Origin of the sequence: Rufibacter tibetensis (assembly GCF_001310085.1) — a bacterium.
Classification (GTDB): domain Bacteria; phylum Bacteroidota; class Bacteroidia; order Cytophagales; family Hymenobacteraceae; genus Nibribacter; species Nibribacter tibetensis.
The window spans coordinates 4931133-4947062 of record NZ_CP012643.1 but is presented as its reverse complement, the minus strand read 5'-3'; the positions used below and the strand labels follow the sequence as shown (position 1 = coordinate 4947062).

Below are 15930 nucleotides of genomic sequence, written 5' to 3'. Positions count from 1 at the left end.
CTGTTCTGGTGCTTGGACCTTTTAAGAGAAGTGACAAACACGAGCGACCGTTAACATTTGATCTAAAATGTCTGAATTGAAGTTTCCTACAGTTGAGCAGGAGTTGAACCTGAAGAAGTTGGAATTGGCTGCCCTGTTGGAAATTACCAAAGCCATTAACAACAACCTCCCTGAAGAAGCACTTTATAAGATCTACCATTTCACGTTACTAGCCCAGCTGAACATCAGAACCTTATCGCTCTTCCTGATTGATGAGGAATGGGAGTGTAAGGTATGCTTCGGGACAGCCCACAACTTCCGTGAAATTGAATTACCCCCGGCTATTACTGAGCTTCGGGAAATTACTTCTCTGGCAAAACTCAACATTGACCGTAGGTGGCAGGATTTTGAAACGGTAATTCCTATCATGCACAACAACCGCATTCTGGCTTTTGTCATGATAGGCAACGTGCATGCGTACTATACCACCCTGGGTGCCCTGAGCTTTGTGCAGACGTTGAGCAACATCATTCTGGTGGCCATGGAGAACCGGCGCTTAGAGCGTCATCGGCTCACTCAGGAAGCCATGCGGAAAGAAATTGAGATTGCCCGTGAGGTGCAGAACATGCTCTTTCCTAAAAAGCTGCCCAACAATGAAGATGTGGCCATTCATGCCACCTACATTCCGCATTCGTCAATTGGGGGAGATTACTATGACTTCATTCCAATAGACAAAAACCAGTTTCTTTTCTGCGTAGCTGATGTGTCTGGGAAAGGAGTGCCCGCCTCATTGCTGATGTCCAACTTCCAGGCTGGTTTGCGTACTATTTTACGGCAAACAACAGACCTGCACACCATTGTAAGTGAGCTGAACGACCTCATTTACCGGAACGCGATCGCAGAGAAGTTTATCACCTGTTTTCTGGGCCTTTATAACAAAGCCACCCGGGAACTCAGCTACGTGAATGCTGGACACAATGCCTCTATTTTGCTGTATGAAAACAACTCATATCTGCTCTTAGAGGAGGGGACTACCATGCTGGGTATTTTTGACGAGCTTCCATTCTTAAAGGTGACCAAAGTACCGGTGCCGCATAACTCCTTGGTTTTCTGCTACACTGATGGTTTGACCGAGGTCTTTAACTTTGAGGAAGACGAGTTCGGGATTGAGAACACGATCAGGGTGCTGAAAAGCTGCCGCTATGTAAGTTCTAAAAACATTCACCGTGAGTTGTTGCAGGAGATCAATTCTTACAACAGCGATTCTACTTTCAGTGATGACATCACCTTATTGTCTTGTCGCTTCAAGTAAAAGATGAGTGATTGCCTTTAATATACTGTAAACCTGTTTTGTTCTGTGCTGCGCTTCTTCCAAACTCCACCTGTTTTGCCTTGGCTGTTTCCGAAGGTTTGGTGGAAACGGCCGGTACAGGATAAAACTATATTCCTCACGTTTGATGATGGGCCAATACCGGAGGTAACACCCTTTTTATTGGAGCAGCTTGCCCTTTATAGAGCTAAAGCTACTTTCTTCTGCGTGGGCGAAAACCTTATCCGGTATCCTGAAATCGCAAAAAAAGTTGCGACGGAGGGGCACCGCTTAGCCAATCATACCCACCAACACGTGAAGGCCTGGAAAACACCTCCCCAGGATTACCTCAGGCAGGTGGAGCAGTGTCAGGCAGCTTTAGAGCAGATAGGGGCAGGGAACAATCAGGTTAAACTATTCAGGCCACCGCATGGGCAAATTACCCGTGCTCACCTTAAGCTTCTTCAACCTGATTACCAGGTGGTGATGTGGAGCATGCTCACCTATGACTTTGACGTAACCTTACCGCCTCAAACGTGTTTAGAGAAAGCAGTCACCGGAATAAAACCCGGGGCTGTGGTAGTGATGCATGACAGTTTGAAAGCTGACCAAAATCTGAGGTACGTTTTACCCCGGTTGCTGCGCCACTTCTCTGAACAAGGTTACTCTTTCAAAACGCTGTAGCGGATGCTCTTTTCCCTTGGGTTTCTAACATTCTATTTTACCCTGTTCCTGGTGCTGCTGGGTTTGTGGTGGTTTAGAAAACCCAGAGTTGCTTTCCCTCTCACAAACTACCCGAGGGTAAGCATTCTGATTGCCGCCCGAAACGAACAGCACCATATCCTTCAATGCCTTGAGGCGATAGATTTACTACACTACCCAAAAGACAAACTGGAAGTAATGGTGGGTGATGACCGCTCTTCTGACAAAACCCGACAACTGGTAGAGGCCTACAGCCAATCCCATGCCTATGTTCGTTGCCTGCCCATCACCCAGGATATACCCGGCACGAAAGGCAAAGCAAACGTGCTCGCCCAATTAGCCCACCAAGCTACCTCTGACTTTTACTTCATTACTGATGCAGACATTGAGGTTCCCACTCATTGGATAGAAACCATGCTAGGGCACCTCACCCCAACTACCGGCATTGTGACGGGAATCACCACCACCAATGGCACTAGCTTGTTTGATCGCCTGCAGACGCTAGATTGGTTATACAATTTGGGGCTAATGCAGGTGGTGGCAGATAGAGGATTGCCGGTTTCTACCATGGGGAACAACATGCTGATAACGCGGCAGGCCTATGAGGCGGTGGGTGGTTTTGAGGGTATACCTTTTTCCATTACAGAAGACGTGCAGCTTTTCCGGTCAGTTTTGGAAAAAGGCTTCAAAACCGCCAATGTCTATTCAAAGGATGTGTTGGCCTGGTCCTTACCTGCTCCGGATCTACTTACGCTTTTCCAGCAGCGCCGCCGCTGGATGCGAGGATCTGTGCATTTACCCTGGTACATGCTGATGCTGTTTGTGGTACATTCGTCTTATTACCCTGTTTGGTTTCCCTTATTTATGCATACTTCCTGGGGTATATGGCTGGGTATTTTCGTTTTTAAAGTATTTCTGCAGAGCTTGTTTGTGCACGCAAGCGTAAAGAGAGTGGGGCTTAAAACCAGATGGCCCGACTTATTCTTTCTGGAAATTTATTTGTTGGTATCTTTCATGATCTTAATTGTCTTCTTCTTCCTGCCCTTCAAGGTGAAATGGAAGGGAAGGTACTATTGAAGAAACAGGGGGAAGAAATACGTATCTTTGCAGTTTCAGGCGTAGTTTACCAAAACTAGCCCTAAAACAGTATCCACCGTTAGAACTTCCCATGACTTATATTGATTCGCACGCACACGTTTTCTCCCCTGAATTTGAACAAGATAGGGAAGAGATGCTGCAGCGGGCGTTGGCTGCCCACGTGACGGAGGTCTATATGCCCAATATAGATTTGTCCTCCCTCCAAACTATGTTTCAGATTGAGAAAGACCATCCTTGGTGCCACTCTTTATTGGGGCTTCACCCGTGCCACGTCTTTCAGGATTACAAAGAAGTATTGGGGGAAATGGAGCAGTGGTTTTCTGTGCGTTCTTTCAAAGGGGTAGGGGAAGCTGGTCTGGATTATTACTGGGATAAAACCTTTGTGCAGGAACAGAAAGAAGCCCTACGCATACAATGTGGTTGGGCCAAACAGTACCAGATTCCTATTGTGCTCCACACCCGTGATGCGTTTCAGGACACCCTTGAAATTATCAAGGAACAACAGGACGGGACGCTTCGGGGGATTTTCCACTGTTTTTCCGGAACCGTTGCTGAAGCGCAAGCTGCCATTGACCAAAACTTCTTGCTAGGTATTGGTGGGGTGAGTACTTTCAAGAATGGGGGACTTGCCCCGGTGTTGGAAGCCATTGACTTAAAACACGTAGTATTGGAGACAGACAGTCCGTATCTTGCACCGGTACCCAAGCGTGGGAAAAGAAATGAGCCCTCTTATCTTCCTTATGTGGCGGCCAGAATCTCAGAAATAAAATCTTGTACTCTAGATGAGGTAGCGGCGGTCACCACGGCTAACGCAAAAAACCTCTTTGCCTAATACTATGAAGTTTTTAAAGGTAGATATCAATACGGCGGCACCTCGGGACCCGGAGGCTTCCATTTTGCTTATTTACACCGGTGGTACCATTGGGATGGTGTCTGACAAAGAAGACCAGCACCTGGTGCCTTTTGATTTCAGCGAGGTGATTCACCGCGTACCAGAAATGCGCCAGTTCAAGGTGATGCTGACGGTACTAAGCCTTGACCCGCCCATAGATTCTTCCAACATAGGCGTAGAGCACTGGATTAAACTGGCCCAAGTGATTCAGGTAAATTACCATGAATATGATGGTTTTGTGATTCTGCACGGAACGGACACCATGGCCTACAGTGCTTCTGCTTTAAGCTTCCTTTTAGAAAACCTGGGCAAACCTGTCATATTCACCGGTGCTCAGGTACCTATTGGCCGGATGCGGACCGATGCCCGGCGTAACCTTATCACCGCCATGGAAATTGCCTCGGCGTACCGCATGGGCAAACCTTTGGTACCGGAAGTGTCTATCTTCTTCAATACTCTTCTTTTAAGAGGCAACCGATCAACCAAAGTAGAAAGCCGCCATTTCAATGCTTTTCATTCAGGAAAGTACCCTCAGTTAGCTAAAGCAGGAATTGACATTGAGTACAACTCCTCTGTTATTCTTCCAGCGCCGGCCGAGCCTCTCAGGATCTACCAGGAGTTGGAAAGCCAAGTGGCAGTTCTTAAGCTATTCCCGGGCATCAACAAATCCCTGATTGAAGCAATGCTAAAAGCTGAGGGGTTGAAAGGATTGGTGCTGGAAACCTTTGGAGCAGGAAATGCGCCTACGTACCCTTGGTTTCTGCAGCTGCTTCGCGATGCAGTAGACAGAGGAATCACGATCTTGAACGTATCGCAATGCGAGGAAGGAGAGGTGCACCAAGGCCAATACGAAACTAGTTTCTACCTGAAAGAAATGGGAGTAATAGGAGGATCAGACATCAGCACTGAAGCTGCTGTGACAAAACTGATGTTTGTTCTAGCACAAAATAAAACTCTATCTGAAAAAACAGCAATGCTGGAGAAAAGCCTGAGAGGAGAAATGACCCTTAGGCCCTAAATGAAAATTGATTGAAGGAAGGCTTGCAAAACCCGCTGCTTCTGGCTTTCTTTGCATTCCTAAAAATAAGGACCACGGAGAGGTGTCAGAGTGGTCGAACGAGCACGCCTGGAAAGTGTGTATACTGGTAACGGTATCGAGGGTTCGAATCCCTCCCTCTCCGCATCAAGTAATATAAAGCCCTGTAACTAGCTGTTATGGGGCTTTTTATATCCACTCTTCTTCAAAGTTTGTGAAGGTTTCAATTCAAGGAAAGAATTTAGTGATAATAGTTTGGTTTTAAGGTCGGATGACCAGGCCGTTCGGTTTCTTACCTACCGTAATGGTGGAAGTTACCCTATGGTCGGGAACATGGATGACGGAAACGGTACCTGCTCCCTGGTTGGTCACGTAGGCAGTCATTCCGTCCGGGGAGAAGGCAATGGCGTGGGCATCTGCCCCAGTAGGAATGCTTCCCGTTAAATACCACCGGCTATTGCTTTCCCTATAATAGGCAATTCTTCCATTGGTTGCATCGCTCACCCATAATTCCCGGGAAGAAGGGTGATAGGCCACATAACCCGGTTTGAAGCCTAAGGAAATAGTCTCGGTCACCGCTGCAGAGGAAACCGCTATCTCCGTGATAGTCTGCTCGGTTTCATTGTCCACGTACACATACCCATTAGATGCGGGCCAGGCTCCCACCGGGTCTTTCCCGACCTGCACAGTGCCCACTACAAACTTAGTATTTGGATCGATTACCGAGACGGTGGCATCTAGGGTGTTCGCGGCAAACACCCTCGTCCCATCTGCGGAGAAAGTAACCTCCGAGAGGCCTTTACCCACAGCGATAGTATGCTTCAGGGCCCAAGTGCCGGTATTATATACCAGCACCTTGCTTTGCCGCTCATCCTCCTGGGCAATCCATAGTTCCGACCCGTCCGTGTTGAACACCCCATTATGTGGCATTTTGGGTAGCAGGATCTCTTTCTCGATCTTTCCGGTGTAACTGTTCAGCACCAGGACCTTGAATCCTTCCATACCGTCCATTCCATCTGAATCGTGGCCTTCGCTCAGGTCCGTGCTGGTGATGGCAACGGCCAACTTCGTCTTATCAGGGCTCAGGTTGATGTGGTGCGGGAACGTGGCTCCGTTCAGGCTGATATGGTCTTTGTGGGTGAGGTCATTCAGGTTGATCACGTCCACGTCATTAGACTCCCCGTTCACCACAAAGGCTGCCGGATAGTCGATTTTCAGTTCCATGTTCTCCATCTGTTCTTCCATGTCCGCTTCGGTATGGAAGTTACAGGCGGTGAACCCCAAAAGTGCTAGGGCCAGGAGGGGGGAGGTAAAATTTTTATGAGCCATCATATAGTCAGGTTGGATATTCAAGTCGTTTAGACATTCAGCGCTCACCCCTTTGGGAGAGTTTGTTTAAGGGTAGACTGTGATGAGTTAATGATTGTGGTTCGCCATAGGGTCTGCGCCTTTCTTCAAAACAAATTCGCTGTACAGCAGGTAGGCCCCCGTGACCACTACCGTGTCACTTGCCTCCAGACCGCTGGCAATGGCCACCTTGTCGGCACTCTCTGCGCCTAGAGTCACCATCCGGGGGCTGAAGGTGTTTTCTCCCGTCTTTACCCAGACATGCGTCCCTTTGGAATCCCGGATGACCGCATCAAGGGGCAAGGTGAAGGCTTTGTTATCAGGGGCGGGTAAGGTGATAGTGGCCTGGGTGCCGGGAATCAAGGACCCTTTGGTGTTAGGAAGCGCGGCTCGGGCCACCACCACCTGGCTGTTCTGCCGGAACTCCGGGTTAATGAAGGAGATTTTGGTTTTTATGGGGGCGGCTGTCCCCGGCACCCTCACCTCCACGGGAGAACCTACCTTCACCTGGCTTGCCTCCTGCGCGTACAGTTCGGCCTCCACCCAGATGGAGTTGAAGCGACTCACCCGATAAAGCGGACTTCCTTCGGCTACATATACTCCTTCGGCTGCACTGATCTCCGTCACCGTGCCCGAAGCAGGGGCCATAAAGGTGATACGGGCGTCTAATCGGCGGGAGCGGGCAATCCTGTTGATCTGGGCATTGGTTAGCCCAGTTAGCACCAGTTTTCTTTTGGCAGCTTCCAGAATAGACGCGAATTGCTTCTCGCCGGGGAAGGCTTTTACTTGGTCTAGCGCCAACATATATTCCTGCTCCAGGGTGAGCAAGGTCTCGCTGTACAGGTCATAGAGCGGCTGCCCTTTACGGATGGGCTGGCCGGTTTCCTTCACGTACAGTCTTTCGATACGCCCGGCCGCACGGCTGCTGATCAGGTCAGCCTGGGTCTGGTCCACCACCAGCCGGCCAGTCAGGACCGTACTGCTGCCCACCTGTCCCATCCTGATGGGGCGGGTGGTGATGTTGCCCAGCTGCACCTGGCTTTCGCTGAGCATGATGCTCGCCGCCGCGTTACCCGAAGCCTGATTCTTTACCGGCACCAGGTCCATGCCGCAAATGGGGCAGGAACCTGGCTTGTCCCCAGTGATCTGGGGGTGCATGGGGCAAGTGTAAGAAGAGGCCGGCTCTTTTTCTGCGGTTTGTTTCTTAGCTGCCACCAAGTCCATGCCGCAGATGGGGCAGGAGCCGGGCTCATTTTGGGTAATCTGCGGGTGCATGGGGCAGGTATAGGACGTGCCGTCCTCCGCATGCTGGTGTTCGTCTTTCCCGGTGCAGGCGATTAGGAGGACACCTGCCAGGAGCGTGAGTATGATGTTCTTTAAATTTCTCATCTGTTGTTGTCTGCTACCCTAATGAAACTTTCGCTGTCTACCAGGAACTGGGCATTGGCAGCGATTACGTCTTTGGCGGTAAGGCCCTGCGCTACCTCGATTATATCATCCGCGCGCTGCCCCACCCGAACGGCCGTCGGTTTAAACACCCCGTTGACTTTGAGGAAGGCCACGGACTGGGTTCCTAGGTCCAGCACCGCCTCTTTGGGGACCCACAGGGCGGAGCCGGTGCTGTAGGTTGTTTTACCTGTGAGGAGTTGGCCGATCAAAAGGGTTTTCTCCTGCGCCGGAAGCAACGCCCGCACCCGGGCAAAGTTCTCTCCCGCATCAAAAACCGGTTCCACCAGGTTCACAACGGATGACAAAGTCTTACCAGGTAGATGGTTGAAGGTGATGGTGATTGGCGTCCCTTTCCGTAGCTGACCTACCAGAGCGCTAGCCACGTTGAACTGGGCCCACACTTGCGAGGCGTCTACCACCTTGAGCAGGGCCTGGCCCGTGGTCACATACATGCCCTCCCGGACCGCGAAACCGGCACCCTGCCCCGGTGATTCCTGGTTGCTAGAGCTACCTCCACCTATGGCAGGGCTGGAGGTGCCTCCCATGCGCTCCATCCCGTCGCCACCAGGGGCAGAAGCGGCAGTGGGAGCTGTGGGAGGAGTTGCTGTGACAGAAGGGTCCAGTACGTAGCCGTTGTAAGGGCTATAGACAGAGAAGGTATAAGTTTCTTTCCCGGTGCGGATCAATTGGCTGACCTGGCCTTCTGTGGCTCCCAGCAGCCGTAGTTTCTGCTTTGCCCCCTGGATAAGGGAGGCATTGCCTGGATCATTTCGCACTAGGTACAGCAGCTCTTTCTGGGCGGTCACCAATTCAGGGCTGTAGATGTCGTAGAGTTTCTGTCCCTTGCGGACCGGTTGGTAGTTGAACTGCACGTACAGCTTCTCAATGCGCCCTCCGAAACGGGCCGGGATTATGTACTGTCGCCTGGTGTCATAGGCCACTACCCCGCTCATGGTGATCTCTTTCTCTACCTGCCTTTGCTCCGGCTGGGTTGTGTGCACTGAGGAGACCACCGTCTGGTTAGCCGGTTGCAGTAGGTAGTTTAGGTTCGCACTCACGGGAGCGGCGGGCGAGTTGGCCGGTTGCTTGGCCACCAGGTCCATGCCGCAGATAGGGCAGGAGCCGGGTTTGTCTTGTACAATCTGCGGGTGCATGGGACAGGTGTACTCCATGTGTTGCCCGGCCTCCGTTCCGTCCTTTTGCTTGTCCTGGCAGGCGCTAAAGGAGAAAGGCAACAACAGGATCAGCAGTCCCAGAAGTTTATTTTTCCAGTTCTTTCTCATAATTGACACCAATCAGGTAAAGTTGTTCCAGGTTGTTGAGGTATTCCATCTGCGCCATGTTCAGGGCTTCCCAGGCGTCGATCACTAGGGGCAACTGTCCCGTGTTCTGCTCATAGCCCAGCAGGGTGGTCTCGTAGTTGCGGCGCAGGGCCGGGATGATCTTCTTTTCGTAGTTCTGCACCTGCGTGCGCTTGGTCTGCAGTTCCAGGGCCATGCTGGCTACCATGTTGCGGGCCTCGTTCAACAGGTTCTCCCGTCCCTTCTGCATGCCCTGTATCTCCAGGGACATTGCCTTGCTGTTGGCCTTGTACATCTTGGAAGACCAGGGAGCAATAGGGATGGAGACCATCCCCATCAGGGTGAAAGACTGCGGCATCATCCTGTCGCGGGGCATCATGTTCTCGAACCGGATGCCGAAGTCCGGCTTGCGCTGCAGGTTCTCCAGACGCAGGTTGAGTTGCATGGACTCAATGGTGCGGTCTATCTGGCGGATGTCGCTGCGGGCCGCACTCAAAGAGGAGGAATCGGGGAGGGCCGCCGGCTCAGGAGCCTGGGCGGTGGAATCAATGCGAAAGCGGTTTTCCGGGGGGAGGTTCATCAGCATGTTCAGCTGGATGTTACGCATGGTGATCTCGCTCTCGTTCATCACGAGCATGTTCTCCACCTCACCCAACCGCCCTTCGGCTTTGTAGATACTGCCTAGTGAGCTTTGGTTATAGGGATAGCGGACCTTACCCAGCTTGAGCATGAACTGCATGATGCGCTGGCTTTCCAGCAGCACAGACCGTTTCTTCTCCAGCACCACCCATTGGTAATAGGCAGTTTTGGCCTGCGCCCGAAGTTGGTTAAAGGTGTAGTCCCGGCCAGCCTCCTCTATGGCAGCCTTGGAAAACTGGTACTTTTCCCTGGCTTTCAGCTTGGCGGGGTTCATGATGTCCTGCTCCACGGCAGTCATGTACATGGCGTTGTTCTTGCCTCCCATCTCTTCCCCCTCCATAGGCATCTGCCCTGGGTAGGGGTACATGAACACCCCGGCACCTACCATGGGTGCCATCTGGCTCCTTGCCCCCTTCGCCATGGCGTTCTGCGCTTGGGCGCGGAGTTCAAACTCTTGAAGCATGGGGTTGTTACGGGAGATCCGGTTCAGGACGGTGTCCAACGGAAGCACCGGCGTCTGGCCGCTAGCCGCAGTCACCAGCAACAGCAGCAAGGCAGCTAAGTATATTCTAGTGTTTAACATCGTAGATCTCTAGTTTGCCGTGTTTCCTCAGTTCATATTCTTTCGTCATTTCAAACACCACTGGGGTCACCAGCAGGATGTGGATAGAGGAGGTGAACACCCCGCCAATCAAAGGCAACACGATGGGCAGCATCACATCTGTGCCTACCCCTGTGGCCCACAGCACGGGAATCAGACCAAAAAGTGAGACAGAGACGGTCATGATCTTCGGGCGCAGTCTCTTGGCCGCCCCCTGGAAGACATATTCCCGGATGTCCTGCTTGGTGATCGTCTGGTTGGAATTACCTTTCTTAGCTACCAATTCATTCATAGCCTCGTTCAGGTACACCACCATCAGCATCCCGGTCTCCACCGCCATCCCGAACAGGGCAATGAAGCCCACCGCCACCGCTACGGACAGGTTGATCCCGTAGAAGTACACAATGAAAACCCCGCCGATCAAAGCGAAGGGGATGGTAACGAGGTTCAGCAAGGCTTCTTTGAAGGACTTGAAGGAGAAGTACAGGATCAGGAAAATGATAAGGATGACCAGGGGAATGATGATCTTCAGGGTTTGGTTCGCCCGGATCTGGTTTTCCCACTGCCCGCTCCACTCCAGGCGGTAGCCGTTCGGGAGGTCCGTCATTTCCCCGTTCAATTTTTGAATTGCTTCCTGTACGGTGCTGCCCAGGTCCCGGTCCCGCACGTTGAACAGGACTGCTCCGCGCAACTGCGCGTTCTCGGAGACGATCATGGGGGGGCCATCCACGAAACGAACGTCAGCGACGGCTGACAAAGGCACAGTTCCAGACGTGGCTGACTTGATGGGGATGCGGCTGATGCGGTCTAGGCTGTTGCGGTACTCCTGCGCCAGGCGCAGGTTGATGGAGAACCGCTGGCGTCCCTCAATGGTATTCCCGATGGTCATCCCACCTAAAGCAGACTCCACCACGCTGTTTACGTCATCCACCGACAGCCCGTAACGGCCTAGCTCTTCACGGCGGGTCTGTATCTCCAGGTACTTCCCTCCGGTCACGGGTTCTATGTACAGGTCCTTTACGCCCTCCACTCCCTGCAGGGCATTTCGCACCTTCTCCGACACCACCGCGATGGAGTCCAGGTTCTGGCCGTAGACTTTCACCCCCACGTCGGTCCGGATGCCGGTGGCCAGCATGTTGATCCGGTTGATGATGGGTTGCGTCCAGCCGTTAATCACACCCGGTATCTGGAGTTTCTGGTCCAGTTCGGCAATGATTTTTTGTTTGGTCATGCCTTCACGCCACTCTGACTGCGGTTTAAGCTGGATGATGGTCTCAATCATGCTGACTGGGGAGTTGTCGGTAGCGGTACTGGCCCGTCCGGCCTTGCCCAACACCTGTGCCACCTCCGGCATGGACTTGATAATCTTGTCCTGCACCTGCAGGATTCGTTTTGCCTCTGAGTTGGAGATGTCCGGTAGCGTAACTGGCATGAACAGGATGGAACTCTCATCCAGCGGGGGCATGAACTCCGATCCCAGGCTCATCAGCATCGGGATGCTGATGAGCAAGGCCAGGAGGTTGATGCCGATGGTGGTCTTGCGCCACTCCAGGCACCAACGCAGAATAGGCGAGTAGACCTTCTCCAACCCGCGGTTGATAGGGTTGGCACTCTCCGGTTTAAACTTGCCATTGAGCAATAGGGAAAGCAGTACAGGGGTTACCGTGATGGCCACAAAGGCATCCACAATCAGGATAAAGGTTTTGGTCCAGGCAAGGGGGCTGAACAGCCTTCCTTCTTGCCCGGTCAATAGGAACACTGGCAGGAAGGAGGTGATAATAATAATGGTACTCCAAAACACGCTGGGGCCAACCTGCTTGGAGGATTTCTCTATGATTGAAAGGCGCGTCTGCTTATCCATGTTCTTCTTGGGTTTGGGCATCGGCCAGATGCCGGTAAGCGTTCTCCACCATCACAATGGCATCATCCACGATCACCCCGATTGACAGGGCGATACCGGTCAGGGACATGATGTTGGAGGTAATCCCGAAGGCATTCAGAAGGATGAAGCCGATGGCGATGGACAGGGGGAGTTGGATGATGATGATGAGCGCACTGCGCCAGTGGAAGAGAAACAGGAACACGATGGCGGAGGCCACCAGCATCTCCTCTATCAAAGTGGTTTTTACCGAGTCTACCGACTCATTGATCAGTCCGCTGCGGTCATAGACGATGTTGAACTTGACGCCCTTGGGAAGACCGGCGGAGACCTCCTCCATCTTTGTCTTGACGTTTCGGATCACCTCCTCGGCGTTCTCACCGTAACGCATCACCACAATGCCTCCCACGGCCTCGCCTTCGCCGTTGAGGTCAAAGATCCCCAGACGGGTCTCGCCCGTCATCTGCACGGTGGCTATGTCGCGCACACTCACCGGAATGGTGTTCTGGGTAACAATTGGGATGTTCTCTATTTCTTCTGTTGATTTGAGGTACCCGGTGGTCTTGATGATGTAGCCGATGTCACTCATCTCGAACTTGCGGCCCCCGCTCTCGTTGTTGTTAGCCCGTACTGCCGCCATCACCTGGGGCACTGACAGGTTGTAATAGGTTAGTTTGTTAGGGTCAACTGTGATTTGATACTGCTTCTGAAATCCCCCGAAGGAGGCGATCTCACTTACGCCCGGTACGTTCTGGAGGGAGAACTTGACGTACCAGTCCTGGATCGCCCGCTGCTCGCCCAGGTCCATGCCCGGGGCGTCCAGCGTGTACCAGAGGATGTGACCCACGCCCGTTCCGTCCGGTCCCAGGGTAGGGATAGCCCCCTCTGGAAGCAAGCGGTTGGCGTAGTTCAGGCGCTCCAATACCCTTTCCCGTGCCCAGTAGATATCGGCCTGGTCCTCGAAGATGATGTAAATGAAGCTCATCCCGAACATGGATACTCCACGCACATATTTCACCTGCGGCATGCCCTGTAGGTTGGTCACCAACGGGTAAGTTACCTGGTCCTCTATGATCTGTGGGCTGCGGCCCATCCACTCGGTGAACACGATGACCTGGTTCTCTGAGAGATCCGGGATGGCATCCACTTTGTTGGTGGTTACTGAATATACTCCCCACCCGAACATGCCTGCCGCAATCAGCAGCACGATCATCCGGTTGCGCAGAGAGAAGGAGATTAATTTACCGATCATACCTTGAAAGCAATAACCCTCCCGACGATCTTCGCCGGGAGGAATGAATGGAATGGTTAGTGCTGTTCGCCCTCTACATGCTGGTGCTGTTGGGCAGCCGCGGCGGAATCAAGCTTCTGGCCGGGCTTCACCTCTTCCAGGAACATGCCGCACTCAGGGCATTTGCCGGGCTTGTCACTGACTACCTCCGGGTGCATTGGGCAGGTGTAGGTCACGCCGGCTACCTGGGCTTCCGTAGAAGTTCCCTCGACGGCTTTCTGTTCTGTGTCTGAACTGTTGCAGGCGGAGAATAGGGTTAGGCCAAAAAAGGCCATAGCAAGGTTTACTTTTAAAATTTTCATGAAATTGAAAGATATAGATTGGTAAAAAGTTGTATCTCTTCACGTAAGAGTTGACCCTGAAGCCCAAAAAGGCTAAAGGATTCTATTAATGGTAAGGAATTTCTGTAGGGCTGCGGGAAAACAGCCTAATGATGTATTTGTGGGGCGTAAACTCCGGATCTTGCCAAGGCTGTACTGTCGGCTTCAGAAAGAGCGAAAAGTCAGGTTGGGGCTTGGGTGCAAGCAAATAGGGCCAAAGAAGGCCTGGCTTGATCCAACAATAGGCTTGAAGGGAATTTACAGTCTAGGAATGGCATCAGCCGACAGGAATCGCTGGAGTTCTAGACAAAGAAGGGGTACTATATAAGGAAAGTTTGATGTAGAATGCCAATGAGCCTGCCGGGAACAGGTGGCGGCAAGGTGAAATGGGGAACCGCTTCTAACAGGGAAGGCCTGATGCGTTCAGAAAAGTCCGGATAGGTGACTGGCTCCTGCGCGACCTTAGCGACCTGCTGGGTAGGGGAATTAAGGTTTGTTTGGGTCGCTGATCCACGCTGCATCACACAGGACAGGTCATTGCAGGATTTCATCGGCTTTTTTGAAGCCTTCTTGCAGCAACAGCTTGGTTCTGCGAAAAAGCCTATGGAACTGCTTTTTTCGCCGGAGCATTGCGATACCGCCACACGGAAGCCCATAGAAGCCATTGAGATGGCAACTATTAAGCTGAGGTGTACTAGTTTATGCAATGCTTTCATTAGGAGAGCTATACTTTGTTTTAGGTCAAAACGTCAACATTTATCCAGAGTTGCCTTAGAGATAAAACTTTACTTAGCAAATGTATAGATAGGTTCGCAATATGTTGTTATACAATTTTGGTCTAAGATTACATAATTGCATTGTGCCTAATATATTTTATAATTATAATATTTTAAAATGATTATATCGTTAGTTGAGTTTTTTTGATAAACTTGGCACTAAAAAATAAACGGAAAATAAGAGTGCAACTGCTACAAGGGCTGAGGTGTCCCAAAGGCTTAAGTCGGGTATGAGCAAATCCGAAGTATATTCTGAGCTTTTCACTGAAGCCGAAGACGAGAACCTTAGAAGGGTGCTGGCTTCCAGTCCACCCCCTGATATAAGAAGAAGAGACCGTATCTTGCACAAATTGGTGTGCTGGGCATGGGTACTGATCTTCCTAATGGAAGTCCTTGGGGCATTTGATATTTCAAATGGGTTCGACTCAAAGAACATACTTTCCCTGGCTGGATCCTTTTTCCTTCTGTATCAGCTTTGGAGGTTTAACGGGTTGCCTACCTCGCAGGCATGTTGTGGCTTACCCTTGGCGTTTACAGCACGGCTAAAGATGTGCATTCGCTCCAGCCAGTGAGCCAGACCGCGATCTTATCGTGCTGTTATCCTGGTTTTCCGTAGGCTTCCTTTTATCGACTAATGTCCTTATGTTCACTGTCAGGAAGAGAGTGTTCGGCCATTACAAATGGTTCAAGCCCGCCAAGGATATACTCGGTAAATCGTTGTACGAAAAAGGGCAGTAGCAACCTGAAAAGCGCATTATTATAAAGCCATCTTCTTTAAAGTCTCCCTCTTTAGCCTCTACATCAAAATACTTCATGCCATACATTGGAACCATATTTTTAGTGAGCGGCGCTATAAAGCGGGGCTAACTTTTAGAACTCTCTACCAAAACCTTGAAACAAAGCTTAGGTTGATGCTCCCCATTGACTATGTAGGTTTTCTGAGAACCTTCCACGGCTTCAAGGGGCTAATTGGGAATGAGCATGTCGTTCTGTGGTGTTTTGGTGAACTGGAAAGCCTAAACATGGGGTGTGCTTTACAGGAAAAACACCCTACTCCATTGAAAGTGGCTCTAACGGGACGGGGGAGTAGATCGCACTGGTGCGGGTGAGCGGAAAGAATTTTAAGATTGTGTTAATGCTGATGATAGAATTGGGTGCCGAGTACCAAGTTTGCATCGGCTACTCCTTCACCTATTTAAAAAAGCGGAAAAATTGTTTCCAAAAGGATACGTTTTGAATTAACCCTGCTCAATTTATTAGAATTAATCACTTAAATAAACAACAAGAGGTTGCCTATTCAGGCAGCCTCTT

The 15930-nt window shown here is 51.3% G+C and carries 13 protein-coding genes and 1 tRNA gene; 6 read left to right on the top strand and 8 right to left on the bottom strand.

Annotated elements, in window-relative coordinates; genetic code table 11:
* The first annotated feature begins 67 nt into the window (after positions 1-67).
* The 6 genes from DC20_RS20485 to DC20_RS20460 all read left to right on the top strand — a co-directional run bounded on the left by DC20_RS20485 (position 68) and on the right by DC20_RS20460 (position 5161).
* The gene (locus DC20_RS20485) at positions 68-1291 is read left to right on the top strand and encodes a PP2C family protein-serine/threonine phosphatase (RefSeq protein ID WP_062545556.1); all 1224 of its coding nucleotides are present in this window, start codon (positions 68-70) and stop codon (positions 1289-1291) included.
* A gap of 75 nt (positions 1292-1366) precedes the next feature.
* A complete protein-coding gene (locus DC20_RS20480) occupies positions 1367-1972 on the top strand; it encodes a polysaccharide deacetylase family protein (RefSeq protein ID WP_245652256.1) in 606 nt (201 codons plus the stop codon).
* 3 nt (positions 1973-1975) lie between these two features.
* The gene (locus DC20_RS20475; RefSeq protein WP_062545554.1) at positions 1976-3067 is read left to right on the top strand and encodes a glycosyltransferase; all 1092 of its coding nucleotides are present in this window, start codon (positions 1976-1978) and stop codon (positions 3065-3067) included.
* 91 nt (positions 3068-3158) lie between these two features.
* The gene (locus tag DC20_RS20470; RefSeq protein WP_062545553.1) at positions 3159-3920 is read left to right on the top strand and encodes a TatD family hydrolase; all 762 of its coding nucleotides are present in this window, start codon (positions 3159-3161) and stop codon (positions 3918-3920) included.
* A 4-nt stretch (positions 3921-3924) separates the two neighbouring features.
* Entirely contained in the window at positions 3925-4998 is a 1074-nt protein-coding gene (locus tag DC20_RS20465) for an asparaginase (RefSeq protein ID WP_062545552.1), read from the top strand.
* A 76-nt stretch (positions 4999-5074) separates the two neighbouring features.
* Positions 5075-5161, top strand: a tRNA-Ser gene (locus DC20_RS20460).
* Between the two features lie 116 nt (positions 5162-5277).
* Here DC20_RS20460 and DC20_RS20455 read toward each other — a convergent pair.
* From DC20_RS20455 to DC20_RS22980, 8 genes are all read right to left on the bottom strand, one after another.
* The gene (locus DC20_RS20455; protein WP_062545551.1) at positions 5278-6348 is read right to left on the bottom strand and encodes a YncE family protein; all 1071 of its coding nucleotides are present in this window, start codon (positions 6346-6348) and stop codon (positions 5278-5280) included.
* A gap of 84 nt (positions 6349-6432) precedes the next feature.
* Positions 6433-7752: an efflux RND transporter periplasmic adaptor subunit gene (locus DC20_RS20450; RefSeq protein ID WP_062545550.1), complete on the bottom strand. Its 1320-nt coding sequence runs from the start codon at positions 7750-7752 to the stop codon at positions 6433-6435.
* On the bottom strand, positions 7749-9095 hold the full coding sequence (locus DC20_RS20445) for an efflux RND transporter periplasmic adaptor subunit (protein ID WP_062545549.1): 1347 nt from the start codon (positions 9093-9095) through the stop codon (positions 7749-7751). Before DC20_RS20445 ends, DC20_RS20450 begins: the two co-directional genes overlap by 4 nt.
* Positions 9073-10335, bottom strand: a complete 1263-nt coding sequence (locus DC20_RS20440; protein ID WP_062545548.1) for a TolC family protein — start codon at positions 10333-10335, stop codon at positions 9073-9075. The genes DC20_RS20445 and DC20_RS20440 overlap by 23 nt, the downstream gene beginning before the upstream one ends.
* On the bottom strand, positions 10322-12214 hold the full coding sequence (locus DC20_RS23615; protein WP_157593312.1) for an efflux RND transporter permease subunit: 1893 nt from the start codon (positions 12212-12214) through the stop codon (positions 10322-10324). Before DC20_RS23615 ends, DC20_RS20440 begins: the two co-directional genes overlap by 14 nt.
* Positions 12207-13484: an efflux RND transporter permease subunit gene (locus tag DC20_RS23610; protein ID WP_062545546.1), complete on the bottom strand. Its 1278-nt coding sequence runs from the start codon at positions 13482-13484 to the stop codon at positions 12207-12209. Before DC20_RS23610 ends, DC20_RS23615 begins: the two co-directional genes overlap by 8 nt.
* A gap of 56 nt (positions 13485-13540) precedes the next feature.
* Positions 13541-13825 (bottom strand): heavy metal-binding domain-containing protein, encoded by a 285-nt coding sequence (locus DC20_RS20425; protein WP_062545545.1) that lies wholly within the window; start codon positions 13823-13825, stop codon positions 13541-13543.
* A 338-nt stretch (positions 13826-14163) separates the two neighbouring features.
* Positions 14164-14394, bottom strand: coding sequence for a hypothetical protein (locus DC20_RS22980; RefSeq protein WP_157593308.1), 231 nt, complete (start codon positions 14392-14394; stop codon positions 14164-14166).
* Between the last annotated feature and the right edge of the window lie 1536 nt (positions 14395-15930).

Coding starts and splice junctions, on each gene's coding strand:
- DC20_RS20485 (WP_062545556.1), top strand. CDS start 68: ATGTCTGAATTGAAGTTTCCTACAGTTGAGCAGGAGTTGAACCTGAAG.
- DC20_RS20475 (WP_062545554.1), top strand. CDS start 1,976: ATGCTCTTTTCCCTTGGGTTTCTAACATTCTATTTTACCCTGTTCCTG.
- DC20_RS20470 (WP_062545553.1), top strand. CDS start 3,159: ATGACTTATATTGATTCGCACGCACACGTTTTCTCCCCTGAATTTGAA.
- DC20_RS20465 (WP_062545552.1), top strand. CDS start 3,925: ATGAAGTTTTTAAAGGTAGATATCAATACGGCGGCACCTCGGGACCCG.
- DC20_RS20455 (WP_062545551.1), bottom strand. CDS start 6,348: ATGATGGCTCATAAAAATTTTACCTCCCCCCTCCTGGCCCTAGCACTT.
- DC20_RS20450 (WP_062545550.1), bottom strand. CDS start 7,752: ATGAGAAATTTAAAGAACATCATACTCACGCTCCTGGCAGGTGTCCTC.
- DC20_RS20445 (WP_062545549.1), bottom strand. CDS start 9,095: ATGAGAAAGAACTGGAAAAATAAACTTCTGGGACTGCTGATCCTGTTG.
- DC20_RS20440 (WP_062545548.1), bottom strand. CDS start 10,335: ATGTTAAACACTAGAATATACTTAGCTGCCTTGCTGCTGTTGCTGGTG.
- DC20_RS23615 (WP_157593312.1), bottom strand. CDS start 12,214: ATGGATAAGCAGACGCGCCTTTCAATCATAGAGAAATCCTCCAAGCAG.
- DC20_RS23610 (WP_062545546.1), bottom strand. CDS start 13,484: ATGATCGGTAAATTAATCTCCTTCTCTCTGCGCAACCGGATGATCGTG.
- DC20_RS20425 (WP_062545545.1), bottom strand. CDS start 13,825: ATGAAAATTTTAAAAGTAAACCTTGCTATGGCCTTTTTTGGCCTAACC.
- DC20_RS22980 (WP_157593308.1), bottom strand. CDS start 14,394: ATGAAATCCTGCAATGACCTGTCCTGTGTGATGCAGCGTGGATCAGCG.